The organism is Mycolicibacterium duvalii (genome assembly GCF_010726645.1).
GTDB classification, from domain to species: Bacteria; Actinomycetota; Actinomycetes; order Mycobacteriales; family Mycobacteriaceae; genus Mycobacterium; species Mycobacterium duvalii.
In genome coordinates this window covers 3,000,281-3,023,703 of record NZ_AP022563.1, presented here as the reverse complement: position 1 = coordinate 3,023,703, position 23,423 = coordinate 3,000,281, and the positions used below count along the sequence as shown (strand labels likewise).

Genomic DNA, 23,423 nt, shown 5'->3' with positions numbered 1-23,423 from the left:
GTTTAGCGGAAGCTGTTGGGCATGCCCCAGGTGCCGTAACGCCACTTCTTGCCCTTGGTGCGGCCGGGGACGGCAATCATCGAATCGCGGACGTCGCCGTGGGCGTGGACTTCACCGATGTCGGCGCCGCGCACGTCACCGTAGGTGGCGTCGCCCTTGATGATGCCGATCGAGTCGGCCTGGCCACTCTGGACGCCCGGGGTCGGACGGATCTCGTCAGCGTGCGCGGAGGCGACGCCGAGCGCGGCCACCGTGCCGAATGCGGCCAGCGCAATCACACTTCCCATGCCGAGCTTCTTGCCGATGCGAATCGCGTTGAGTTCGGCCATAAGTCAGTGTCTCCTGAACGTCGTCGGTCATGGATGGCGTCGGGCCCCCCGGACAATGGCGACCCTACCCGACTAATTCGCTGCGACGTCCGGCCCCGTTACTGCAGGCGGCGTTTGATGCGGGTCAGCGGACTGATCAGCGTGGTCAGCCCGAGGTTGCATCGGGTGCATTGAGCACGCGCAGTCAGATTTGCAGCGGGTACGGTGATGCCCGAGCAGTGCGATCGACTCCACTACTCGTTGGCGGCCCGGCATATAGGGGGAGTGTGACCGTTGACGCATGGGTGACGCTGGCCGTCGTCGCCGTCACCGTCGTCGTGCTAGTCCTCGACCGTTTTAACCCATCGTTGGTGATGGGCGGTGCGGTCCTGGCCTTGTACGTCTCGGGGGTTATCGATGCCGGACAGCTGTTGGCGGGCGTCGCGAATGAGTCCCTGGCGATCGTCGCCGCCCTATATGTGCTGGCGGGAGCGGCTGACATCACCGGTGCGTTCGAGGGCGTGACGTCGAAACTCCTCGGTGGCGCCGACCGCAACAAACCGCGTGCCGAGCTGCTCCGGGTGTGCGGTCCATCAGCCGGGGTGTCGGCGTTCATCGCGAACACCCCGTTGGTGGCTATGCTCGCTCCGCGGGTGGTTCGTTGGTGCCGCCGCACGGGCCGCTCGCCGTCGCTGTACCTGATGCCGTTGAGTTACGCCGTCATCCTGGGCGGTTCGATGACCATGATCGGCACGTCGGTCAACTTGTTCGTCAACGATCTGATCGACTCCGCTGGCTTGGGCCGACTCGGGATCTTTTCGATCATCGGGATCGGACTCCCATTGACGATCGGCTGCGTGGTCCTGATGGTGCTGTTGGGCCCCCGCCTGCTCAAAGACCGCACCACGCCAGGCGAAGCCCTCGCGGGGACCGAGCGGGAGTTCACCGTCGAGATGACGATCGCTGCCAACAGCCCTCTCGCCGGCGCGACGGTCGCCGAGGCCGGTTTGCGCAACCTCGACGGAGTGTTCCTCGTGGAAGTCGAGCGCGCGGAGCGGGTCATCGCAGCGGTCGGTCCGGACGAACCTTTGGCGGTGGGCGACAGGTTGGTGTTCGTCGGCAATATTGCGCGAGTGCTCGATCTGCAGAATATGACGGGATTGACCTCAGCCGAGGCACGCCACTTCGATGACCTGGCTCGAAATCCACAACGGCAATTCGTCGAGGCGGTCATCGGCGCCGGCTCGCCGCTCGTCGGCTCGAGTCTGAAGGCAGCCGGCTTCCGCAGCCGATACGGGTCTGCGGTGGTGGCAATTCATCGCGCCAGCCAGAAGCTTTCCGGCAAGCTCGGCGACGTTCGTCTTCGTGCCGGAGACGTCTTGCTCGTGTTAGCCGGGCCGGACTTCCTGCAGAAGTACCGCCAGCACCGCGACTTCGCGGTGGTAGCACCGCTGAACCAGGACCGGCCGCTGCGGCGCGAACACACCAGAGTGGTCGAACTGAGTGTCGCCGCTCTGATTGTGTTGGCGGGCACCGGGTTGGTGGATCTGCTAAAAGCCTCGCTGGTCATCGCGTTCGGGCTCATCGTCACGAAGGTGGTGACGATGAACGACGCGCGCCGTTTCGTCAACGTCAATGTCCTGCTGCTGATGGCAACGAGTTTCGCTCTGGGTCTCGCAGTGGACGAGAGTGGGCTGGCCGCTACGCTGGCCAACCTGGTCGTGACCGCGGCAGCGCCGTTGGGCAGTTTCGCACTGTTGGCTGCCGTGCTGGCCGCCACCATGGTCGTGACGGAGGTGATTTCCAACCTTGCTGCGGCTGCGCTGATGTTCCCGATCGCGGTAGCCGTCGCGGAGCAGGCGGACTTGAACGCCTTGCCGTTCGCAGTCGTGATCATCTTCGGGGCGAGTTTGTCCTTTCTCACCCCGATCGGCTATCAGACCAACACGATGGTGTGGGCGATGGGCGGCTACCGATACACGGATTTCGCTCGGTTGGGGGTCCCGCTGACCTTGCTGGTCCTGATCGCTACCCCGGCGCTGGTGCCCATTTACTTCCCGTTCCACTGAGCGTTATACGGGGAACCGCCCTACTGCAGGCGGCGTTTGATGCGGGTCAGCATCGCCGACATGCCGCGTAACCGCAGCGGGCTGATCAGCTTGGCGAGCCCGAGATCAGTGTAGAAGTCGTCGGGCACGGCCAGGATGTCGTCGGCGGACTGGCCGTCCAGGCCGGCGGCCAGGATCGCCGCGAATCCGCGCGTGGTGGGCGCTTCGGCGGGCGCGCTGAAGAACAGCCGGACATGCCCGCGGTCGGCGGCGTCGACGTGCAGGAAAAGCGGAGACTGGCACTCCGGTACCGGTTCCATCGCCCCCTCTTCGAGCTCCTCGGGCAGCGGCGGCAATTCGTCGGCGAACTCGAGCAGCAGCGCGAGCTTGTCCTGGCCGTCGACGTCCTGGAAGTCGGAGACCACGTCGGCCAGCGCGCCCGGCATACTCACGGCGCCTCGCCGGGTTCCTCACCGACGGCGACGGGCACGCGCACGGCGTTGCCCCACTCGGTCCAGGAGCCGTCGTAGTTGCGCACGCCGGGCAGCCCGAGCAGGTGGGTCAGCACGAACCAGGTGTGGCTGGAGCGTTCCCCGATGCGGCAATACACCACCGTTTTGTCGTCGGGCTTGATGAACCCGTAGAGCTCCTCGAGTTCGGCCCGGGGACGGAACTTTCCGTTGTCCAGGGCGGCTTTGGCCCACGGGATGGACACCGCGGTGGGGATGTGGCCGCCGCGCAGCGCGCCCTCTTCGGGGTAGTCGGGCATGTGGGTGCGTTCGCCGGTGTATTCCTGTGGCGAGCGCACGTCGATCAGCGGCTGTTCACCGAGGATCGCCAGCACGTCGTCCTTGAAGGCGCGGATGGCGGCGTCGTCGCGCTCCACGACCGGGTAGCCGCTGGATTGCTTGGTCGGCACGTCGAGGGTGGTGTCGCGGCCGTCGGAGATCCACAGGCTGCGGCCGCCGTCGAGCAGCCGTACGTCGGGGTGGCCGAACAGCGTGAACACCCACAGCGCGTAGGCGGCCCACCAGTTGCTCTTGTCGCCGTAGATGACGACGGTGTCGTCACGCGCGATGCCCTTGCGGTCCATCAGCGCGGCGAATTGCTCGCCGGTGATGTAGTCGCGCACGTTCGGGTCGTTGAGGTCGGTGTGCCAGTCGATCTTGACCGCGCCGGGAATGTGGCCGGTGTCGTAGAGCAGCACGTCCTCGTCTGATTCGACGATGGCCAGCCCGGGCCGGCCGAGGTTGCCCGACAGCCAGTCGGCGGTGACCAGGCGTTCCGGGTGGGCGTAGGACTGCAGGGCGGGGCTGGGATCAGGCGGTAGCGGCACGTGATTCAGCCTACCGCTGCGGTGATGGCGTGCCCGCGTGTGTCGGCCCGCAGCAGACCGGCTGCGGGGCGGCTTTGTAGGCGTCGGGGCGGGCGGCGTAGGCGACCAGGCTGGCGGTGATGAGCAGCAGCGCGGCCACTCCGGCGACCTTGGTGGCGAACTCGACGTGGAACAGGCGGTGCTTGAAATCTCGGCGGGCCTGCCGGACGGCCGCGACGCTCGCATAGCGCACCGGGGTGTCGACGAAGTGGTGCAGCGCGATCGCGAGGCCGAACGCCAGCGCCAGCACGGCGGCGTCGTAGTAGACGCTCGCCGACATCACCGCCGCGAGGAGCACGATGACGGGCCAGTGCACCAAGTACAGCGAGTAGGAGATGTTGCCGACGTAGGTGAGGGCGCGGTTGCGCAACAGCGGCTGAAAGGCAGGCTCACGGCCGACGCCGGCGGCGATGACCAGCAGTGTGCCCGCGACGGGCAGCAGCGCCCACGGCGCCGGGAACGCGGTGGCGTCGCCGATCAGGGAAGCGCTTGCGGCCAGGGCCCCCACGCCGATCCACGAGAGCAGCGGCCGGAGCCAATCGGGCGTCCGGGATAGGACGCCGACGGGGGTGGCCAGCAGGGCGCCGGCGCCAAGCTCCCACAGACGGGTAAAGGTGCCGAAATACGCCCAAGTGGGGGAGACGCTGCTCAGGTGGAAAGCCCACACCAGCGAAGCCGCGGTAACACCGCCGATGACAATCGCCATAGCGACGGTGAAGCGTTCCTCGCGCCACTGCCAACGGACCGCGATCACGGTGATGGCCAGGATGATCAACGGCCAGAAAAACAGGAACTGTTCCTCGATCGACAACGGCCAGTAGTGCAGCAGCGGCGACAGGTCGGTCGCCGCCGAGGCGTTCGCCGCCTGGTCGGCGAAGTGCCAGTTGGCCAGGAACAGGAACGCGAAGGCCGCGTCGATTCCGACCTGGTCGGCTCGTGCGTCGGGGAACAGCAGCTCGGATGCAGCAAGCGTGCCGATCAGGACCAGCGACGCGGCGGGAATGATGCGCCGGGCCCGCTCAGCGTAGAACCGCAGGAGAAAGCCCGATCCGTCGGCAGCCGCGGTGGTCAGCAGCGTGCGCGTGGCGAAGAACCCGGCAACGACCAGGAAGATGTCGATGCCGATGAATCCGCCCCGCGGCCAGCCCTAGAGGTCATAGGCGAACACCGCCAGGACAGCAACACTCCGCAAACCAAGGATATCAAGACGATAGTTTGCTGTTTGTGCACGGCTCCGTCGTCGAATCGAACAATCCCGGTATCGACCCAGCGCAGTTATCACTGTGCAGCCCCCCGCTGATTACTTGGAAACTAAAAGCTCTTCGCCATTGTCGCGCATTTGGAACAAAGGGCAACCTGACACCGGGGGCGCTACATCCAGCCCGCCAACGGATTGGATGTGGCGGAGAAGTGTGCGCTTATGGTGGCGTTACCTTTGCGAACTGGTCACGCCGACGAGGGCCAATGGGCTATCGTAAAAGCGCATCGGCGGTTACTTAGGAGAGGTTGAGACGATTAGCAAGACGTTGCTGGCGTCCGTGGTGACGGCGGCTCTGCTAGCCGGCGGTTCGATCGGCTTCGCCGGTCCGACAAGCGCCCAGAATAGCCCGACTTGGCGCATGCCGGACGTGCGCGGAATGATCCTGCAAAGGGCGGTCAAGGACGTAGCCGAGGTCGCCGCACCAGCGGAACTCAACTTCGTCTTTCAGGACACCAAGGGCCCGCGCGAGGTCATCAACCTGACTAACTGGACGGTGTGTGCCACCTCGCCCAGTCGGAACGGTCGGATCAATCCGAAAACCAAGCAAGTGATCTTCGCGGTCAAGCGGGCAGCCGACGCGACCTGCCGTTGAGTTGTCCAACGGGGTTTGCACTTTAGATGAGAGAATTTCGGATGTTGGTCCGATTGGTTGCGGGCTGCTTCGATCCCGAGGACTGGTAATTCGTCGAGCTGAGACGACATTTCAGTGAACTCTTGTTGGCAACCGATCCCAAGATTCGGATTGGCATGCTGTGTTCCGATTGACATGTGACCAGTTAGCTGAGAGGCTTCTCAGCAGAAACTCAGGATGCTGAACCTTTTGGGGGGAACTAAATGAATGCCATCAAGACCAAACTCCAGGTGACCGCCGCCGCTGCGGCGATCGCAGCGGGCGCGGCCTTCGCTCCGGGCGCGGCCCACGCAGCGCCTGCGGTCCAAGCTCCTGCAGCGCCGGTGCAGCAGGTCGCCGGCGGTGTCTCGGAGGCGCCGGGCGATCTGCTCTTCTACTCGCGGGTGATTTCGCTGCAGATTGCCGCCGCTAACATTCGCTTTCGTTCCTTCATTCTGGAGAGCCGGGCCGAGCGTCTGCAGGCCTACGCAGACCGGTACCCCGGCACCGCCTTCGGCGAGTGGGCTGCCGCGGCCGCGCAGCGCACGCTCGAGCGTCGCGCAGCGTACGGCCAGCTGTCGTTCAGCGCCTGCCGAGGTGACAGCGGCATCCAGGTCGGGCCGTACGGAACGGTGACCCGTAGCTGCGTCACCAGCACCACCTAGTGGTCGTCTAACCCCCGGAAGCTTCATAAGTGAAGCCTGCTCGTCGTCAGTCGCGACGGGCAGGCTTCACTTATGCGTGAAGAAGATTTCAGGGCCAGAGGTCAGCTACGGACAGTTCGGCCGCGGCGAGCATGCTGCGCACGAGCGGCAGGCTGATACCGATGACGTTAGAGGGGTCACCGCTGATGCGATCGATGAACCAGCCGCCGAGCCCGTCCAGCGTGAACGCGCCGGCCACGTGGACCGGCTCCCCACTGACGACGTAGGCTGCGAGCTCATCGACAGTCGGCTTGGCGAAATGCATTGTCGTGCTGCCCGTTTCGCTGCCGGTATGGGTGATGACACCGGACGAGATGCGCAGTAGCGCATGTCCAGTGAGCAGATGTCCGGTAGAGCCCGCCATTGCGCGCCACTGGTGAAGTGCCGCGTCCGCGGTGCCGGGCTTCCCGCGTAGCTGGCCGTCGAGATAAAGCATGGTGTCGCAGCCCAAGACGACGCAGTCGGCGGTCACGTCAGCCGAAAGTTTCGCCGCGACGTCGACCGCCTTCGCGTTCGCGAGCTTGGCTACCACGGCTTCGGGCGGAGTGTCCGGGTCCATCGCGTCGATGATCGCCTCCTCGTCGACGTCGGAGACGACGACGAGAGGATCGATGCCGGCCTGTTGCAGGACCCGCAGCCGGCCGGCCGACGCCGACCCGAGAACAACTCGGGTCATCAGTGCCGCATGTGCATGCGTTCCCACAACGTGACGCGCTGCCAGCTGGTCGGGGAGTAGCGCAGCTTGTCGACGGGGTGGCCCCACATGTTGAGTTCCTGCGGACCGGGATCGTAAGGGGCGGCGCCGCCGGCGGATCCGAGCACGGCCACGAGCGCGGCGATCTCCTCGACCGACGGGTTGCCCTTGACCACCTGGAAGTGCGGTTCCGGCGGCGGCGGGTCGTCGATGGTCATGTCCCGCGGGTCGGAGACCTCGACGATGTCGGCGTCATGGTTCATCAGCGAAAGTCCTTGTCTGGCAGGCGGTGACGGCCGGATCTACAGCGGGATGTTGCCGTGCTTCTTCGGCGGGGTCTGGGTGACCTTGCGCTCGAGCAGCCGCAACGCGGTGCCGATGTAGCCGCGGGTATGCGAGGGCGGGATGACCGCGTCGACGTAGCCGCGCTCGGCGGCGATGTAGGGGTTGACCAGGGTGTCCTCGTACTGCTGCTGCAGCTGCAGACGCAGGGCGTCGACGTCCTCGCCGTTCTGCGCGGCTTCCTTGAGTTCCTTGCGGTAGACGAAACCCACCGCGCCGGAGGCGCCCATCACGGCGATCTGCGCGGTCGGCCACGCCACGTTGACGTCGCAGCCCATGTCCTTGGACCCCATCACGCAGTACGCGCCGCCGTAGGCCTTGCGGGTGATCACGGTGACCTTGGCGACCGTGGCCTCGCCGTAGGCGTAGAGCAGCTTGGCGCCGCGCCGGATGATGCCGTTGTATTCCTGGTCGGTGCCCGGCAGGAAGCCCGGCACGTCAACGAGCATCACGATGGGGACGTTGAAGCAGTCGCAGGTCCGCACGAAGCGGGCGGCTTTTTCCGACGCATCGATGTCCAGGCAGCCGGCGAACTGGGTGGGTTGGTTGGCCACGATGCCGACCGGGCGGCCGTCGATGCGGCCGAACCCGACGATGATGTTGCCCGCGTAGCCGGCCTGGATCTCCAGGAATTCGTCGTCGTCGAGGATGCGGGTGATGACCTCGTGCATGTCGTAGGGCTGGTTCGGCGAGTCCGGGATCAGCGTGTCGAGCTCGAGATCCTCGTCGGTGAGGTTCTCCTCGATCGGGCCGGGCTGCGGGGCCGGGTAGCGCGGCGGCTCGGCGTAGTTGTTGGGCGGCAGGTAGCTCAGCAGGTCGCGCACGTAGTCCAGGGCGTCCTGCTCACCGGAGGCGACGTAGTGCACGGTGCCCGATTTCGACATGTGGGTGTGGGCGCCGCCGAGTTCCTCCATGGTGACGTCCTCACCGGTGACGGTCTTGATCACGTCGGGGCCGGTGATGAACATCTGGGAGGTCTGGTCGACCATGATGACGAAGTCGGTCAGCGCGGGGGAGTACACGTGCCCGCCGGCGGCCGCACCCATGATCAGTGAGATCTGCGGGATCACCCCGGAGGCCTTGATGTTGTTGTGGAAGATCCGGCTGTACAAGCCGAGGGAGACCACGCCTTCCTGGATGCGGGCGCCGGCGCCGTCGTTGATGCCGATCAGCGGGCGGCCGGTCTTGATGGCCAGCTCTTGGACCTTGACGATCTTCTCGCCGTAGACCTCGCCGAGGCTGCCGCCGAACACGGTCGCGTCCTGGCTGAACACGCAGACATCGCGGCCGTCGATGGTGCCGTACCCGGTGACCACGCCGTCGCCGGTGGGCCGGTTCTTCTCCAGCCCGAAGTTCTTGCTGCGGTGCTTGGCCAGCGCGTCGAGCTCGACGAACGAGTCCTCGTCGAGCAGCGCGAGGATGCGCTCGCGGGCGGTGAGCTTGCCTTTGGCGTGCACCTTCTCCACGGCGGCCTCACCGACCGGGTGCTGGGCCTCCTCGGCGCGCTTGCGCAGGTCGGCCAGTTTCCCGGCGGTGGTGTGGATGTCGATGTCGTGCTCGGCGGCGGGCTCAGTCACGCTGGTCATGCGTCGATGCTAACGGCGGCGCCTCTGGCCGTCGCGACCGGCCCTTACTAGTCCCTTAAGAAGTGCTCGTGCTCCGACATGGGGGGCCAGTGCTGTGGCCTCTCGTGTTGGTAATCTGCGGTGACCGTGGTGACCGTCGGCGCGCTAGGGGAGGACAGGTTTATTACTCGCAGGCGCCGCGCGCGGCCCGGCCGGTTACGAACCGCACTTGCGGTGTTCACACTTGGCTACACCTTGCTCACCCTAGTACTGCGGACGCTGCCGTTGACCAACAACATCTCGCTGCTCATCGCGGTGAGCGCGCCGTATGCCGTGCTGGCTGCGCTGTCCGTGCTCGTGGTTGCCGTGCTGCGGCACAGGGTTGTGTTGTCGCTCGTCGCAGTGGTTGTGGTGGCCATCAGTGCTGGCGTTCAGCTGAATTGGTACTACGGGCGCCAGGGCTCGTCGTTAACTGAGGGTGTGAATATCCGGGTCCTGTCGGTGAATTTGCGCAAAGGTCGGGCCGATGTGCCGTCGGTTGTCGAATTGGCTCGCCACGGCGCCGATGTGCTCGCGTTGTCGGAACTGACTCCCAGTTGGGTCCGTCAGTTTTACGCCTCAGGTACGCGTGACGTTTTTCCCTATTCGCTACTCGTTCCCGCTCCCGACGCGGGCGGAATCGGAATCTGGAGCCGGTACCCACTCGACAGCATCACGCCGCTCAACGGTGGAAGCATGGTTGCCGCTCGTGCCGCCGTGCCAGGCCTGCCAGAGGGCGTGCTCGTGGCGGCCGTGCATGTGATGAACCCGCTGACCTTCTACGGGAAGGCGTTCGACGAGTGGCGGTCAGGCATCACCGCGGTCAACGAAAGGATGAGGAATCTCGCGGAAAAGGCCGGGGCCGCACCAGTCGTCCTGGCTGGCGATTTCAACAGCACCCCTGATATGCGTCAGTTCCGGGACCTCCTCGGCGACGGGTACCGTAATGCGACTTCCCAGACGGGCTCTGGGTGGTCGCCGACATTTCCATCGGCTCGCCGGATTCCGCCCCTCGTCACGATCGACCACATACTGGCTCGCAATGCGTATGCGAGGTCTATCCGCGCAGTAGAGATGCCGCGCACCGATCATCGCGCACTGCTAGCCACGATTGTGGTACCGCTCACGTAGGCTTCAGGCTGCGTAAACCGCAATTCCCTGCGCTAGAAGCAAACCCACAATCGCCGCGGACTTCTTTGAGTTCTGTGCGGATTGCCGCCCCCGCTGACGCGTTAAGTTGTTGACTCACCACTGCTATGGATCCGCAGGTGAAGGGCGCTTAGCGGGGTGCAAAATTCTGCGGGCGGGTTTGGCGATTCTGGTTGACAGCCTGCATGTGGTCTGGGAAGCTTCCAGCAACACAGAGGGATCGAACCTTTATGGGGGGACACAAATGAATGCCATTGCAACAAAATTTCAGGTGACCGCGGCTGCCGCAGCGATCGCTGCGACGACCGCTCTTGCACCGGTTGTCGCGAATGCCGCCCCGACTGTGCAGGTTCCTGCTGCACCGGTCAGCCAGGTGGTCGGTGAATTGCCGCAGGCGCCAGGAGATCTTCTATACTTCGGGCAGGTCGCCTCGCTGCAGTTCGTTGCTTCGCAGATTCGGTTCCGCTCGTTCGTCCTCGACAGCAGGGCACAGCGCCTCCGTGCATACGCCACCCTGCATCCTGATACCTTCTTCGGTCGGTGGGCCGCGGCGGCTGCTGTTCGTCTCGAGGAGCGTCGCAATGCATACGGTGACATTTCGTTCAGCGCGTGCCGGAATGGTACCGGGCTACAGGTTGGTCCATATGGAACGGTGACCGCCGGTCCCTGCTGAGAGTTGGTGGGGCGCTGGACGTAGTTTTATCCATTCATAGTGCCGAAGCCTGTATGTCGCTCCAAGTGACATACAGGCTTCAGCCATGCCTGAGGAAAAGCTGAGTGCGATTTCTTCCGCGACGCCATTCGGATCAAGATCCCGACGATCAAGGCGGCAGCACCGGGGTTGCTGATGAGGATCACCGATGGCTGTCCACTTATGTGCACCGACGTCAGTTCATCTGGGGCGCAACATTGTTGGTCGTTGTCCTCCTCGCATTGGCCGGCTGGGTAGCCGTAGGCGCCTTTCAGGCTAAGTCTGATCTCGACCAAGCGCGCAGCAAGGCCCAGGCCGCCAAAGACGCGCTGATAGAAGGCAATACGGAAGCAGCGTCGGCCTCAGCCGACGACGCACTTGCCCGCGCACAGTCGGCTCGCGACGCCACCCACTCCTTTGCATGGAACATCGCCGCTGGCATACCGTGGTTGGGCAGTCCGTTTGAGGCCGGGCAGCAGGTGACGGATGTGGTCCTCGGTCTCGCGTCAGATGTCCTACGCCCGGCGGCCGATGTGGGCCTTGCTATCTCGCCAAATCGTCTGTACAGCGACGGACGCGTAGACGTCGAACTACTTCGCAGCCAAGAATCTATGCTGTCCGAGCTTTCGGCCAATGCAAAGCGGCTCAACGGCGAGGCCGGCGCGATAACCAATCCGCGGTACGTGACGCTGTTGCGCAATGCGCGTTCGCAATTGCAGAATCAGATTTCCGCCGTCACATCGTTGATCGAAAACGCGGCGCTGGCCGCGCGTTTGGTACCTTCGATGATGGGCGCTGACGGCCCCCGCTCTTACTTCATGGCTTTCCAAACCAACGCTGAAGCACGCGGAACGGGCGGACTGCTCGGCGGTTACGGAATACTCCGCTTCGACGACGGGGTGCCTTCAGTCGACACCTTGGCTCCGAATACAGAGCTGCGCGATGCGGTGGGGCCAATCGACCTCGGGGTGGAATTTGACCAGCAGTATGCGTACGCACAACCCTTCACGGATTTTCGCAATAGCAACCTGAGTCCACACTTTCCGTATGCAGCGCAGATATGGAAAACCATGTGGGCCGAACAGACTGGCCAGGACGTGGACGGAGTGATCGCCATCGACCCGGTCGCGTTGAGCTACATTCTCGGTGCGGTCGGGCCGGTGACTATGTCAGATGGCGAGGTGATTTCACGCGAGAATGTCGTCGAGCTGACCGAATCGACCGCTTATCTCCGATTCCCGGAAGATCAAGTTGCGCGCAAACAGTACTTGCAGGACATTGCGAATGCGGTCGTAAAGAAGATGACGGGACCCGTGCGATCGCCCCGTCAACTGCTCGATGCTCTTGGGCAGGCTGTCAATGAACGGCGTATCGCTGTTTGGAGTTCTGTACCAGAAGAGCAGGAACTCCTGGAACAGACCCCGCTGGCCCACGCGCTTCCGGGCGACGAATCACCCTACGCTGCAGTTGTCATCAATAATCTCGGCGGGAACAAGCTGGACTATTACTTGAGAACACAGATCGAATATGCTGCGGATGAGTGTGAAGGCGAAACTCGAGCCTCCACGGTCACTGTGAAGCTAACTAACACGGTGCCAGATGAACCGCTGCCAGATTACGTAGCTGCTGCAGCTGGCCTTTCTCCTGAATTGCTCATTGAGGTGCCGAGGGGCACAAATATTGCATCCGTTCGTCTTTTTGCCACCAAAGGTGCCGAGTTGTCCAGTGCCATCCTCAATGGAGAACGTGTACCTGCGATCTTAAATACGGAGCGCGGCCACCCAGTTTTTGAAGTTCAGGTCATTATCCCGCCTGGGCAGTCCGCCGATGTCAGCTTTCAACTTTCGGAGCCGACTGCCACTGGTAAGCCAAGAGCACCTGCTCAACCGCTCGTTGAGACCGTAGTGCCAAAGGTATTGGTGCCTGAGTGCAGAGGATAATCGACCCGGTGTCGGCGCACGCCAGAGGTCGTTTGGGCGACCCACCACGGGCGCGGATTATTACGGCAGTAGAGGGGTGGCTTTGAACCTGCAGGACTTCGTAAAACTGCTCCGATCTCGGTGGCTCACAGTGTGTGTAACACTTGTTGCTGCAGTGCTTGGGGCCGTAACCATTAGTGTGCTCACGACGCCCCTTTACCAAGCCTCGACGAGGTTGTTCGTCTCCACTACCGCGGGTTCATCATTAGCTGACGCGTACCAAGGTAATCGGTTCTCGCAAGAGCGCGTTGTTTCGTACGCACAATTGCTGATGGGCCAGACGCTCGCTCAGCGCACTGTCGACAAGCTCGGTTTGAATATGAGCGCAGCGGAACTGCAAGAGAATGTTACGGCGAGCGCAAAGACCGACACCGTTCTTATTGATGTTCATGTTCTTGACGAGTCACCGGTCCGGGCGCGCGACATCGCGAACACGTTGTCAGATGAATTTGTTGCAATGGTGCGAGAGCTTGAAACGCCGGATAGCGGAGCGAGGCCCGACTCCCGTGTCGTAGTCGAGCAACGGGCCTCGATCCCGGGTGATCCCGTCGTCCCGAAAACTTTGCGCAACATAGCGGTTGGCCTGGCTCTAGGCATCGTTTTTGGCATTGGCCTGGCAGTGTTCCGGGACCTAATGGACAACACCGTCAAAGATAGCGGCACGCTTGAAGAAATAACAGGCACCGGAGTCGTCGGAAGTATTCCGCTCGACAAGGAGCGGCGAAGGCAACCCGCGATAGCCTTCGACGCAGACAACTCGGGAATAGCAGAGGCATTTCGAAAGCTTCGTACTAATCTCCAATTTCTCTCGGTAGACAACCCCCCACGCGTGATTGTCGTGACCAGTTCCATGCCCAGTGAAGGTAAATCAACTACTGCAATAAACATCGCTTTGGCATTGGCGGAAGCCGAACACAACGTAGTGCTCGTGGACGGAGATTTGCGTCGTCCGACGGCGCACAAGTATCTCGATCTAGTTGGCGCGGTTGGCTTCAGCACTGTCCTAAGCGGTGCAGCTACACTGGACGAGGCCCTGCAGAAGACGCGATTTGCAGGGTTGACCGTCCTTACGTCGGGAGCTGTCCCTCCGAATCCCAGCGAATTACTTGGCTCTCAATCTGCTAGGAAGCTGCTCCATGAATTGCGGGGTCGGTTTGACTATGTAATTGTGGACTCAGCACCGCTCCTCGCCGTGACGGACGCTGCAATCTTAGCGGCAGGTGCAGATGGGGTACTTTTAATGGCGCGCTTCGGTCATACAAGGCGGGAGCAACTTATACACGCCGTGGGAAGCCTGGAGAGTGTCGGTGCGCCATTACTGGGTGCCGTATTCACGTTGATGCCGACCCGGGGAAGTTTGTCTTACAGCTACGACTACAGCTATTACGGTCTTCCTGAGCCTAAGCGTTCCTCACGTGGAAAGACCCCTGTATCTGATCGATCTGACCCGGCCAAAATCAACGCGACTTCGGACGTGGACCGTTCGGGCGCCTCCTACGATAAGCGCAAATCTGCAGAGTAACGGTCTTATGAAACATGCTGCCTGCTGCGGAAGTAAGCGCCGATTCATTCGGCATAGCGGGTCGCCCACGCTGCACGCTTTTCGAAGGCTTCGAATCCTTGCGAGTTTAAGGCGGTCGGGCGTCCTTGTTGCAGTGCCGTAGAAACGGGTAGACCTCTTGAGTGTGACGCAAGGTGTCGATAAGCGGGCATTCTGGGGCCTATCGCTGGCTGCGGCATGCCATCGATCACCGGGCAATTTCGCGCTCGGCTTTGAATGATAATGTGACGTCGGCTATTAGGCCTCAGCGAGGCAGGGGGCAACGTGCGACTAAGTGTATTGGGTGCGGGCTATTTGGGCGCGATCCATGCGACATGCATGGCGCAAGTGGGGCACGAAGTAAGAGTTTTCGACATCGACGCTGCGAAACTCGCGATGTTGGCGAGGGGGATTCCGCCGTTCTACGAGCCTGGTTTTCAAGAGTTACTCCAGTCGACGCTCGCTAGCGGGAGACTCCTATTCACTGAGTCGCCGAAAGAAGCGATAGAAGGCGCGCAACTTCACTTTGTGTGCGTAGGTACGCCACAGCAGCAGGGCGCCGATGCAGCGGATTTAAGCTACGTAGAAGCTGCCTTCCAAGCAGTGGTCGAGCACGCCGATCGCCCAGGACTTGTGGTCGGCAAGTCAACAGTCCCCGTGGGAACCGCTGAGCGGTTATCTAATTCGCTTTCTCGGCCCGATAAGGTGTGCGAGCTCGAAGTCGCGTGGAATCCGGAGTTTCTAAGGGAAGGGTCCGCGATCGCGGATACTTTGAAGCCCGACCGATTGGTCTTCGGGGTAACGTCGGAGTCGGCAGAAGGGCTTCTCGTGGAGGTGTACAACGAGATACTCGAGGGCGGAATCCCGTACATCACAACGGATCTTGCTACGTCCGAGATGGTCAAAGTAGCTGCGAACTCCTTTCTTGCCACAAAGATTTCTTTCATCAACGCCATGGCGGAGATCTGCGAGGTTGCTGGCGCCGACGTTGTTACATTGAGCCGAGCACTAGGTTACGACGAAAGAATCGGTGCACGGTTCCTCCACGCCGGCCTAGGGTTCGGTGGTGGGTGCCTACCGAAGGATATTCGGGCTTTCAGCGCCCGTGCAGGCGAACTCGGTGCCGCCGATGCAGTGAGTTTTCTGCGCGAGATCGACAAGATTAATTTACGGCGGCGCGAGCGTCTAGTGTCGCTAGTTGGAAGCGCGTTCTCGGGGGACTTCCTCGGCAGGCATATTGCCGTGCTGGGCGCTGCGTTCAAACCGAACAGTGACGACGTGCGCGACTCTCCAGCGCTGAATGTCGCAGCGGCGATGCACCTCAAGGGAGCATCGGTGAGAGTTCATGACCCTCAGGCGATTTCGAACGCAAAGAAGATGTTTCCGACCCTGACGTATTGCGAGAGCATCGAAGATGCGTGCCGAGATGCGGACTTGGTAGTGCTGGCGACCGAGTGGAGCGACTACCGGGTCATTGACCCAAAGGAGTTCTCTGAGATCGTCCGTCGTCCGGTCCTCGTTGATGGCAGAAATGCGCTAGACCACAGCCTGTGGACACAAGCAGGTTGGAAGGTGTACGCGCTTGGGAGAGGCAAGCTGAACCGTTAGAGTTCATCATTTTTTGGTCCGGTAGGCGATATTGGGGTGCGGCCGCTCTGCGAGAGCTCGTAATACGTTTCGCAGTTCAGCTCTCTGTTGATCGGTTCTTTTAAGTCAGCCCGCCGCAGTAAGGGATTGGCGCGGTCGTGGCTGCAGCATCACCGGCGTCGGCCCGTTCGGGATGGGGAAGTGCGCCGGCTGATTGTGGCGGATATGATCGCCGAAATTCACCAGCGTTCCCGCGTCACCTACGGGCGCAAAAGGGTCCTGGTTGCGCTCACTGAATTCCCCACCCGTGAGTGTGGTTCCCGCCGAGCGCGGCGGGCCTCCCTCGAAGCTGCTGGTGTCCGACGACAGTTGCTTCACCGAAGGAGGCCCGCTTTCTCATGCGTCGGAAATCCTTTGCAGTCGCGTTTTGGACGCGGACACGGCTGCTTCGACAAGCTTTGTGAGCCGAACCGACTTCACACAGTCCGCTGACACAATCAGAGCTCCAGAGATTCCGGGGCGGGTCAACCTAAAGGCCCCTGAGAGCGTGCGCGTGCTTGCGGTACCAGACGATGGTGCGCTCGATGCCATCACGCAGAGTGATTCCCGAGGTCCAGCCAGCGGCGGCCAGCTTCGACACGTCGAGTAGTTTCTGCGGGGTTCCATCGGGCTTGGAGGTGTCCCAGTGAGTGTCGCCGGTGTAGCCGATGGCATCGGCGATGGTTTCGGCGACCTCACGGATAGTGACGTCCGTTCCCGTGCCTACGTTGACCTGCTCGGGCCCGTCGTAGTGTTCTAGCAGGTGAAGACATGCGTCGGCCATGTCATCGGCGTGGAGAAATTCGCGCCTCGGCGTGCCGGTGCCCCAATTAGTGACCGATGGCGCGCCAGATGCGGCGGCTTCGTCATAGCGGCGGATTAGGGCTGGCAGCACGTGCGCGACCGTCGGCGAGAAGTTATCGTTGGGTCCGTACAGGTTCGTCGGCATCGCCGAAATCCACGGGAGACCATACTGTCTCCGCACAGCCTGGACATGCAGTATTCCGGCGATCTTTGCGATTGCGTACGCATCGTTGGTCGGTTCAAGGTGACCAGTGAGAAGGGACTCCTCGTGGATCGGCTGGTCGGCGAATTTGGGATAGATGCACGAAGACCCGAGGAAGAGCAGCCGTTCGACCTCAGCCTCACGCGCTGCGTCCAAAACGTTGACCTGGATACGGATGTTGTCGCTGAGAAAGTCGACGGGATAGGTGTTGTTGGCGAGGATGCCTCCAACCCTTGCTGCCGCAAGGACCACGTACCGAGGCTGAAGCTCACGGATGTAATTGAAGACGGCGTCGCGGTCCCTCAAATCGAGTTCTGCCGACGTCCGGCCGACGACATTGCGGAAGCCCGCAGACTCGAGTTTGCGCTTGATCGCAGAACCGACTAAACCTCTGTGCCCGGCAACGTAGAAGGTCGAGTCGCGGTCCAATTCCACAGGAAGGTAACTGGCCTCCTCGTTCATCGCGCTATCCGTCCCCTGCCGCGAAGTCGTGCTCCCCACGACTCGAGCTCGACTTGGTCGATCCACGGTCGCCCTTCACATTCCAACGCCTCGATGTCGGCATCGACCATGAGCCGGGCTAGTGCGCGGCCATCTACCGTGGGCACCCAGTCGAGCTTCTTAGCAGCCTTCGATGGGTCACCGATTAGAGCGTCAACTTCAGTTGGGCGCAGGTATCGGTCGTCGAACAGAACGTGCTCTTCCCAGTCTAGGCCCGCGTGCTCGAAGGCGATCCGCAAGAAGTCGCGAACCGTAATGCCCACACCAGTTGCGAGAACGTAGTCGTCCGGCTCGTCTGACTGCAGCATCCGCCACATGCCCTCGACGTACTCAGGTGCATACCCCCAATCCCTGATCGCGTCCAGGTTGCCCATATAGAGGTTCTTTTGCTTGCCAGCTTTGATCGCAGCGACTGCGCGGGTGATCTTGCGTGTCACGAATGTCTCGCCACGACGGGGGGATTCATGGTTGAAAAGAATGCCGTTGGTCGCGAAGATCCCGTATGCCTCACGGTAATTCTTGGTAATCCAATAGCTGTACAACTTGGCCGCGGCGTAGGGCGAACGAGGATAGAACGGGGTGTCTTCGTTCTGCGGCGGCGGTGTAGCTCCGTATAGCTCGGATGAAGACGCTTGATAGAAGCGAGTTTTGATGCCGGAGAGCCGTACCGCCTCGAGCATGCGAATCGTTCCGGTGCCCGTAGTGTCCGCGGTGTGTTCCGGCTCATCGAATGACACACGCACGTGAGACTGCGCGGCGAGGTTGTACACCTCGTCTGGGTCAAGTCCTGCCAAAAGTGTTACTAGCCGAGCACCATCGCTTAAATCTGCATAGTGCAAGAAAAGCCGCGCATCGGGCGCGTGCGGGTCAACATAGAGGTGGTCGATACGCGATGTATTAAACGTCGACGCACGGCGGATCAACCCGTGAACCTCGTAGCCCTTGCTCAGCAGTAGCTCCGCCAGGTAGGAGCCATCCTGTCCCGTAATCCCGGTGATGAGTGCGCGCTTGGCCATAAAGAATCGTCCCCCATAGTAAATGCCCGACCGGTAAACCGCTCGGAGGTTGTCGATAAGACTACCCGGCCAATTACTGCAAGGGCGACGCTGCCGAGCAGGAGTCGCCAAGCCCTATGGATCGGGGTGTCCAGGTGACCATTTTCCTGGCTCGGTTATCGCCGCCTGAGCGCCGTTGCGGCCCGGATCGATGATGGTGCGGCGGTGAACCAGTCTGCTTCTTGAACGACCGCGCTAGCGTGCACGGTGTGACAGCGCCGTTGATTGTCATCTTCATCGCAGCGAGGCTTTGTCGCAGCTGGCCATCGCCCGCCAACGGCATCGCGCGTGACATCGTAGCCGGGGGGCTGGCCAGCGATGGTCCACCAAATGTACTAGCGGTCCACGAAGCCCTCGAAGCCCTCGGAGAGCAGCGAGGCGGCCCCGCGGGAGGGCGTTTCTCGGCTTGCCGGCCACGGCGCTTGCCGAGCGGGCCGGGTGTTTGGTTCCGAGAGCGGGTCCGAGCGATCCGCGCGAAGGGTCTCCCTGTTGATTCGGTCGACCGCCTTCGACCATCCCCGCGATGTTAGTAACTGCGTGCGATGTTACTAACTGCGTGCGATCTGTGGTTCCCGGCACCCAAGATCGCGCTCGTGTCCCGTGCTTTTCAGTTCATCCCTTCAGTGATGCTGCGCTCGCGCCAGACCATGGGCTTGGTGGCCGGGGTTGGCAACTGCTCTCGGGGAACGGTGCCGGACGAGTCGTGGTGGGCCAACGGAGCCGGGATCGGGCGCCGCGGCCGGTTGACCGATCCGGTAACCGCCCTGACGGGCGCGCTGGAGTGGCGGCTGGTGCAGCTCGGGCCACTATGACCCCGAATCCCAGAAGTCGTGTAGCGGGCCAATCGGTGTCTGGAAACGTCGTTCCTGCTCGGCCGGAGTTTTGACTCCCGGGCTTGTCAAGATATTTGTGCAAGTTGTTCCCGTGGACGTTTTGTGTGGGTTTGAAGGTGGGAGGTTGGTCGGGGGAGTTGGATGGCGACGGCGTTGAGCGTTTGGGTCCAGCGGCAGGGTCCCGTTCCTTCACCGACTGGCTCCCAGACGATAGACCGCCCGCCCGAGCGCGCTTTCCTAGCCAAGGCATTTAACGTTGTACTGCTCGGACTGTCCGCAACGACTTAATGTGTAGGTGCGGATACCGGCTGACGTGACGTCGGTCTCGGCGAGTTGAGTGTAATTCGGGAACCTTAATGAAAATCCCGTCGATTCCGCTCGCTGCATGCAGCGAGCGCCACCTGTGCGCATATCACCCGTGAATGCGGTGCCGCATGACGTATTGTCAGCTCTTGGCCGACGGCGCCGCCTCGGCTTCTCCGGCCGGTCCGTCGCAGGTCGCCAACCCAGCCTTGTATGATTCGACCCATTCCGCGAGACTACTTGCCCCCCCGGGCAAAAACAGCGCAAGAGATTTTATATTGGCTGGTCCAAAACCTATAGTTTTCTCTCAAAATCCTCATCTTGATGGGATCCCTAGCTCCGATGACGAGTTTAAGGTCCCGCCGGAGTAAACCGGGTCCGTGTCGAATCTTATCCTTATAATTGCCGCAATTTACGACCTGGCCCTTTCGCAATTCGAATCCTGGACCAAGTACGCGGGCGAGCTCCTCCAGATTGGGGCGAAACCCGTTGTCAATGGGATCCGGGTGAAACGGATACTCATGCGGCACCGAGACGAAAAGTAATCCATTCGGTGGGCAAATCTGGGCCAACGCAGCGCATACTCCGTCGATATCTGTGACATGTTCAAGCATATTGTTACACATGACTGAACGAACGCCAAGTTTTCGAATTTCCGCTTGCACCGCCGGGTCCAAAATGTCTCCGGCGATCTCTACGCCTTCTTGTTGTTTGAGGTCGGAATGAATAACTCTGATATTGCGCGCAGCTAGCGGCGCAAAAATTTCGCGGTGTATGTGAGGCTGGTCAATCGTCCTGAACTTGACGGTAGAACTACCAAGATTGAGAACCGGGGACAAGTCGGTTGCATCGACATCTCGCAGTGCATTCCCAATCCATGCGGCTTCAGTGGGCAACATGTGAAACTCCCATCCAAGGTGGCCCGTCGGACTGTATGATAAGCACAATGGAAGCTACCGCGTTGGGGGCGGGGCCTGCTGCACGAATAGTTGACAGATTGACCTGATCACCTTTCGGGTTCGATTCGTGGTGGCTAACTGGTCGCAGTGAGCGATTTCGTAGATGAAGCTTAATGTCGTATCTCAGCGGGGTGCGGGAGTCGTGCGCTAATGGCGGCGTTGGCCGTCAAGGAAGCATCCAATTTAGTCGAAGATCGCGTTGGCCCTCCACCCTGGTCCCTTATTCCTGGCAGTCGAGAAAATTCGACCTAGTGGAGCACCAGAAATTTGGATCGTGACACTTGTCCAATCCGTCATCGATCGTTCCGAAGGATGACGCCGCCCCCGGCGGAGGGGACTTTTCCCCAAAACCGTGGAGGTCAACCGCGGCTTTCGTGGTCGGCCCGCTCAATGCCGCTGCATGATGGGCTGCGGTTGCGGGTGGCAATGTTAAAAGCGCTAACCCCAACAAGGTGGCATCTGCCTTCGAATCCATCGACAGCCTACGATCCTTTGGCTGAATGCATCGAGCAGCAGTGTAACCATGCTGCGCGAGTGCCATGGGTCAAGTCCCGGGAAGTGGTGTAGTGCTGCGTGATCCGGTGGGCTAGCCCGATGAGTGGGGGCATGGCGTCGCCTCCTAGCGTTCGCGCGAGCTTGTCGATATTTCTGGTAGGTGGCCCGTTTTAGAGGTAAGGGTTGATTCGTTCGGCGCAGGTCAGGGCCAACGCGCCCAGCGCTTGCTTTCAGCCGTTGGTGCGTGCTCCCTCCTCCCGACCAGACTGCCTTTCTCATATCCCAGATACTCGGTCAGCTCAGCAGCCAACCCGCGCTTTTGGACCGCTCTGATCATCGCAGGCAGGAACCCGGCCTCGCCGGTCAACTGCAGCGGGCCTGCGTCGATCCTGGCCAACACTCGTCCAATACACCCGCAGACCTCAACGCCTCCATGGCGTCAGCACTCGACATCGGCTCGTCGGTGGTCATGTTATCGATACTGCTGCATTCGTAGGGCCCCAGTTACACAACCATCTGACACGCCCGTTCGCGATCGCCGTGCAGGCCGGCGTGAGCGTCGCTGGTGATTAGCCGCACGCCGGCGAGTCCGCGTGCAACCAGGTCGGCAAGAATCGTTCCACTCTGGGCCGGTTTCGCTCGTGACTACGCGGGCGCCCAACACTTCGCGGTGCACGTCGCCGTTGACGCCGGTGGCTAGCAGCACGACCCCGTTTGCCACTCGGCCGCCTTCACGGACCTTCATCGCGCCCTGTATGTTCTAATTGCCCAGGGGCACCTTAAGTGCGCCCTGGTCCGTCGATGAACCAGTAGCTGTGAACAGCGGCAATCAACCAGCGGTTCTCTGCGCAAGTAGTGGACACGACTGCGCTCAAAATCTGCAATCCCGGTGTACGCGTCGGCACCGCGGAATCTCTGGCCCTTTCGTTAAGATTAGCGCTAAGGTTTCCGGCAAACCCGGGAGGCCAAAACCTGGGGGATATCTGTAATATCGTGTCAGGCTGCGTGTGCCACACGAACATAAGGTCGACGGCGAATGTAGCTTCAGTCGCGGCCGTCGAGCGCTAGAAAGGCGGCTTGACCGATGAAGATAATGGTTGCAGCCCAAATATTCGCGCCGCAAGGTGAGGGCGGGGCCGAAATGTCCGCACGGATGGTGTCGCTTGAGTTGCAGGAACGTCACGAGGTCGTAGTGTTGTCGCTCGGACGTCCCGGCGACTCGATAGCTCCCGTAGGCGAGACTTTTTACGATGGCATTCGCATAATCCGCATCCCCTTCAATGCCGTGTATCTACCAGGTCCCGACCGTCCAAATTCAGGCCTGTTGACAAAAGCGCTATGGCATGCCCAAACGGCACTCGGCGCAGTGGACGAGCGCGAAGTGTCGCGAATATTGGAGAGAGAAAACCCAGACCTAATCTATGCACAAAATACCGCACGTATGCAGCCAGCACTCTGGCAGGCGGCTCACGCCATGGATGTCCCCGTCGTACAGCACCTTCGCGATTATGGTCTGCTATGCGCGAAGGGCACCATGTTCAGACGTGGCTCAAATTGCGTCCGGCGCTGCGCTGAATGTCGCTTGCTTACAAAAAGGATTGTACCGGCATCAAAAGATGTCGCTACAGTTATCGCAGTAAGTGACTTTGTTCGTCGCCGCTACGTCTCCTACGAAATGTTTGCTGCAGCAAAATGGCACACAATGCATAACACGAATACGCCTGCATCAAAATTCCATCCCGGGGCCGTTCATCGGATCTCCCACTTAGACGGCCGCGAAACTGACACGATCACGATAGGCTATCTGGGAACGCTCTCCAAAGCCAAGGGTGTGGAGGAGATTATCTCCTCGTTTGCGCGCCTACCAGGCAACAGAGCTCGCCTGGTCATCGGGGGTCGTGGGAGCGAAGACTACGTGCGCAAGCTCAAAGAGATGTCAGCACACTACCCAATCGAGTTTTTGGGACAGGTACCGGCTCATCATGTCTATGAGCGAGCAGATGTCATAGTTAGCGGGTCTCGATGGCACGAGCCACAGAGCCGTGTTCTCGTCGAAGCGGCTGTTTACGGCGTGCCAGTCATCGCTACTGACCGGGGTGGGTCACCGGAAATCGTGGTTGACAACCAAACTGGATGGGTTTATGACCCAGATTGTCCCGACGCCTTATACGAGGCCCTTAGGCGCATCGTCGACATGGGAAAGAGGGCTTGGTGTCAGGAGCGAAACCGACTCTTCCCGGGTCTGCGCGATTTTAAGGGCACTGCTGAGGATTCGAAGATTTACGAACGGCTCGAGTCAATATTCGCGGAAACCTTAGCCAGGCACACGCGAGGCTAGTG

General features: G+C 61.3%; 20 protein-coding genes and 2 pseudogenes. 10 read left to right on the top strand and 12 right to left on the bottom strand.

The features are described from left to right. Positions 1-2: 2 nt before the first annotated feature. On the bottom strand, positions 3-329 hold the full coding sequence (locus G6N31_RS14215; RefSeq protein WP_098003828.1) for a hypothetical protein: 327 nt from the start codon (positions 327-329) through the stop codon (positions 3-5). A gap of 284 nt (positions 330-613) precedes the next feature. On the opposite strand from G6N31_RS14215, the gene G6N31_RS14210 reads away from it, so the two are divergent. Continuing rightward, the gene (locus G6N31_RS14210; protein WP_163722178.1) at positions 614-2,377 is read left to right on the top strand and encodes an SLC13 family permease; all 1,764 of its coding nucleotides are present in this window, start codon (positions 614-616) and stop codon (positions 2,375-2,377) included. Positions 2,378-2,397: 20 nt separating this feature from the next. On the opposite strand, the gene G6N31_RS14205 is transcribed toward G6N31_RS14210, so the two are convergent. From G6N31_RS14205 to G6N31_RS14195, 3 genes are read right to left on the bottom strand one after another with little or no spacing between them, the layout of a single operon-like run. Next, entirely contained in the window at positions 2,398-2,802 is a 405-nt protein-coding gene (locus G6N31_RS14205; RefSeq protein WP_179964340.1) for a SufE family protein, read from the bottom strand. 2 nt (positions 2,803-2,804) lie between these two features. Then, on the bottom strand, positions 2,805-3,692 hold the full coding sequence (locus G6N31_RS14200; protein WP_098003831.1) for a sulfurtransferase: 888 nt from the start codon (positions 3,690-3,692) through the stop codon (positions 2,805-2,807). 10 nt (positions 3,693-3,702) lie between these two features. Then, positions 3,703-4,803, bottom strand: coding sequence for an acyltransferase family protein (locus G6N31_RS14195; protein ID WP_234815333.1), 1,101 nt, complete (start codon positions 4,801-4,803; stop codon positions 3,703-3,705). Between the two features lie 547 nt (positions 4,804-5,350). Here G6N31_RS14195 and G6N31_RS14190 point away from each other — a divergent pair. Together G6N31_RS14190 and G6N31_RS14185 are read left to right on the top strand one after the other, a co-directional pair. Beyond that, complete coding sequence (locus G6N31_RS14190; RefSeq protein ID WP_098003832.1) at positions 5,351-5,584, top strand: hypothetical protein; 234 nt, start codon at positions 5,351-5,353, stop codon at positions 5,582-5,584. A 242-nt stretch (positions 5,585-5,826) separates the two neighbouring features. Next, positions 5,827-6,267, top strand: coding sequence for a hypothetical protein (locus G6N31_RS14185; RefSeq protein WP_098003833.1), 441 nt, complete (start codon positions 5,827-5,829; stop codon positions 6,265-6,267). Positions 6,268-6,355: 88 nt separating this feature from the next. Here G6N31_RS14185 and G6N31_RS14180 read toward each other — a convergent pair whose 3' ends face one another. The 3 genes from G6N31_RS14180 to G6N31_RS14170 are packed head-to-tail and all read right to left on the bottom strand — an operon-like array spanning position 6,356 to position 8,928. After that, a complete protein-coding gene (locus G6N31_RS14180) occupies positions 6,356-6,982 on the bottom strand; it encodes a Maf family protein (protein ID WP_098003834.1) in 627 nt (208 codons plus the stop codon). Next, positions 6,982-7,263 carry an acyl-CoA carboxylase subunit epsilon gene (locus G6N31_RS14175; RefSeq protein WP_098003835.1) on the bottom strand — a complete coding sequence of 94 codons (282 nt, stop codon included), beginning with the start codon at positions 7,261-7,263 and terminating at the stop codon, positions 6,982-6,984. Before G6N31_RS14175 ends, G6N31_RS14180 begins: the two co-directional genes overlap by 1 nt. 39 nt (positions 7,264-7,302) lie before the next feature. Then, positions 7,303-8,928: an acyl-CoA carboxylase subunit beta gene (locus G6N31_RS14170; protein WP_098003836.1), complete on the bottom strand. Its 1,626-nt coding sequence runs from the start codon at positions 8,926-8,928 to the stop codon at positions 7,303-7,305. 120 nt (positions 8,929-9,048) lie between these two features. On the opposite strand from G6N31_RS14170, the gene G6N31_RS14165 reads away from it, so the two are divergent. From G6N31_RS14165 to G6N31_RS14145, 5 genes are all read left to right on the top strand, one after another. Further along, positions 9,049-10,077: an endonuclease/exonuclease/phosphatase family protein gene (locus G6N31_RS14165; RefSeq protein WP_234815329.1), complete on the top strand. Its 1,029-nt coding sequence runs from the start codon at positions 9,049-9,051 to the stop codon at positions 10,075-10,077. A 178-nt stretch (positions 10,078-10,255) separates the two neighbouring features. Continuing rightward, positions 10,256-10,768, top strand: a complete 513-nt coding sequence (locus G6N31_RS14160) for a hypothetical protein (RefSeq protein WP_133117693.1) — start codon at positions 10,256-10,258, stop codon at positions 10,766-10,768. 104 nt (positions 10,769-10,872) lie between these two features. Then, positions 10,873-12,726, top strand: coding sequence for a DUF4012 domain-containing protein (locus G6N31_RS14155; protein ID WP_165776247.1), 1,854 nt, complete (start codon positions 10,873-10,875; stop codon positions 12,724-12,726). Between the two features lie 82 nt (positions 12,727-12,808). Continuing rightward, positions 12,809-14,287 (top strand): tyrosine-protein kinase domain-containing protein, encoded by a 1,479-nt coding sequence (locus tag G6N31_RS14150; RefSeq protein WP_098003866.1) that lies wholly within the window; start codon positions 12,809-12,811, stop codon positions 14,285-14,287. Positions 14,288-14,644: 357 nt separating this feature from the next. Beyond that, a complete protein-coding gene (locus G6N31_RS14145; protein ID WP_234815330.1) occupies positions 14,645-15,913 on the top strand; it encodes a UDP-glucose dehydrogenase family protein in 1,269 nt (422 codons plus the stop codon). 508 nt (positions 15,914-16,421) lie between these two features. Here G6N31_RS14145 and G6N31_RS14140 read toward each other — a convergent pair. Then, on the bottom strand, positions 16,422-17,399 hold the full coding sequence (locus tag G6N31_RS14140) for a GDP-L-fucose synthase family protein (RefSeq protein WP_098003867.1): 978 nt from the start codon (positions 17,397-17,399) through the stop codon (positions 16,422-16,424). Next, positions 17,396-18,454 carry a GDP-mannose 4,6-dehydratase gene (gene gmd / locus G6N31_RS14135; protein WP_098003840.1) on the bottom strand — a complete coding sequence of 353 codons (1,059 nt, stop codon included), beginning with the start codon at positions 18,452-18,454 and terminating at the stop codon, positions 17,396-17,398. The genes G6N31_RS14140 and gmd overlap by 4 nt, the downstream gene beginning before the upstream one ends. 632 nt (positions 18,455-19,086) lie before the next feature. Here gmd and G6N31_RS14130 point away from each other — a divergent pair. Further along, entirely contained in the window at positions 19,087-19,305 is a 219-nt protein-coding gene (locus G6N31_RS14130) for a hypothetical protein (protein ID WP_133117694.1), read from the top strand. A gap of 560 nt (positions 19,306-19,865) precedes the next feature. On the opposite strand, the gene G6N31_RS14125 is transcribed toward G6N31_RS14130, so the two are convergent. From G6N31_RS14125 to G6N31_RS14120, 3 genes and pseudogenes are all read right to left on the bottom strand, one after another. After that, positions 19,866-20,528, bottom strand: coding sequence for a class I SAM-dependent methyltransferase (locus G6N31_RS14125; RefSeq protein WP_133117695.1), 663 nt, complete (start codon positions 20,526-20,528; stop codon positions 19,866-19,868). A gap of 808 nt (positions 20,529-21,336) precedes the next feature. Then, positions 21,337-21,554, bottom strand: a pseudogene (locus G6N31_RS27850) (IS256 family transposase); the annotation flags it as partial. A gap of 72 nt (positions 21,555-21,626) precedes the next feature. Further along, positions 21,627-21,831 (bottom strand): annotated as a pseudogene (locus G6N31_RS14120) (transposase); the annotation flags it as partial. A gap of 336 nt (positions 21,832-22,167) precedes the next feature. Between G6N31_RS14120 and G6N31_RS14115 the strand changes: the two are divergent. Then, positions 22,168-23,421: a glycosyltransferase gene (locus tag G6N31_RS14115; RefSeq protein WP_098003843.1), complete on the top strand. Its 1,254-nt coding sequence runs from the start codon at positions 22,168-22,170 to the stop codon at positions 23,419-23,421. Positions 23,422-23,423: the final 2 nt, after the last annotated feature.

What these genes read in the sequence shown, in the direction of transcription:
- G6N31_RS14215 (WP_098003828.1), bottom strand. Translation starts at nt 329, where the DNA reads ATGGCCGAACTCAACGCGATTCGCATCGGCAAGAAGCTCGGCATGGGA.
- G6N31_RS14205 (WP_179964340.1), bottom strand. Translation starts at nt 2,802, where the DNA reads ATGCCGGGCGCGCTGGCCGACGTGGTCTCCGACTTCCAGGACGTCGAC.
- G6N31_RS14190 (WP_098003832.1), top strand. Translation starts at nt 5,351, where the DNA reads ATGCCGGACGTGCGCGGAATGATCCTGCAAAGGGCGGTCAAGGACGTA.
- G6N31_RS14185 (WP_098003833.1), top strand. Translation starts at nt 5,827, where the DNA reads ATGAATGCCATCAAGACCAAACTCCAGGTGACCGCCGCCGCTGCGGCG.
- G6N31_RS14180 (WP_098003834.1), bottom strand. Translation starts at nt 6,982, where the DNA reads ATGACCCGAGTTGTTCTCGGGTCGGCGTCGGCCGGCCGGCTGCGGGTC.
- G6N31_RS14175 (WP_098003835.1), bottom strand. Translation starts at nt 7,263, where the DNA reads ATGAACCATGACGCCGACATCGTCGAGGTCTCCGACCCGCGGGACATG.
- G6N31_RS14170 (WP_098003836.1), bottom strand. Translation starts at nt 8,928, where the DNA reads ATGACCAGCGTGACTGAGCCCGCCGCCGAGCACGACATCGACATCCAC.
- G6N31_RS14145 (WP_234815330.1), top strand. Translation starts at nt 14,645, where the DNA reads ATGGCGCAAGTGGGGCACGAAGTAAGAGTTTTCGACATCGACGCTGCG.
- G6N31_RS14140 (WP_098003867.1), bottom strand. Translation starts at nt 17,399, where the DNA reads ATGAACGAGGAGGCCAGTTACCTTCCTGTGGAATTGGACCGCGACTCG.
- gmd (WP_098003840.1), bottom strand. Translation starts at nt 18,454, where the DNA reads ATGGCCAAGCGCGCACTCATCACCGGGATTACGGGACAGGATGGCTCC.
- G6N31_RS14125 (WP_133117695.1), bottom strand. Translation starts at nt 20,528, where the DNA reads ATGTTGCCCACTGAAGCCGCATGGATTGGGAATGCACTGCGAGATGTC.
- G6N31_RS14115 (WP_098003843.1), top strand. Translation starts at nt 22,168, where the DNA reads ATGAAGATAATGGTTGCAGCCCAAATATTCGCGCCGCAAGGTGAGGGC.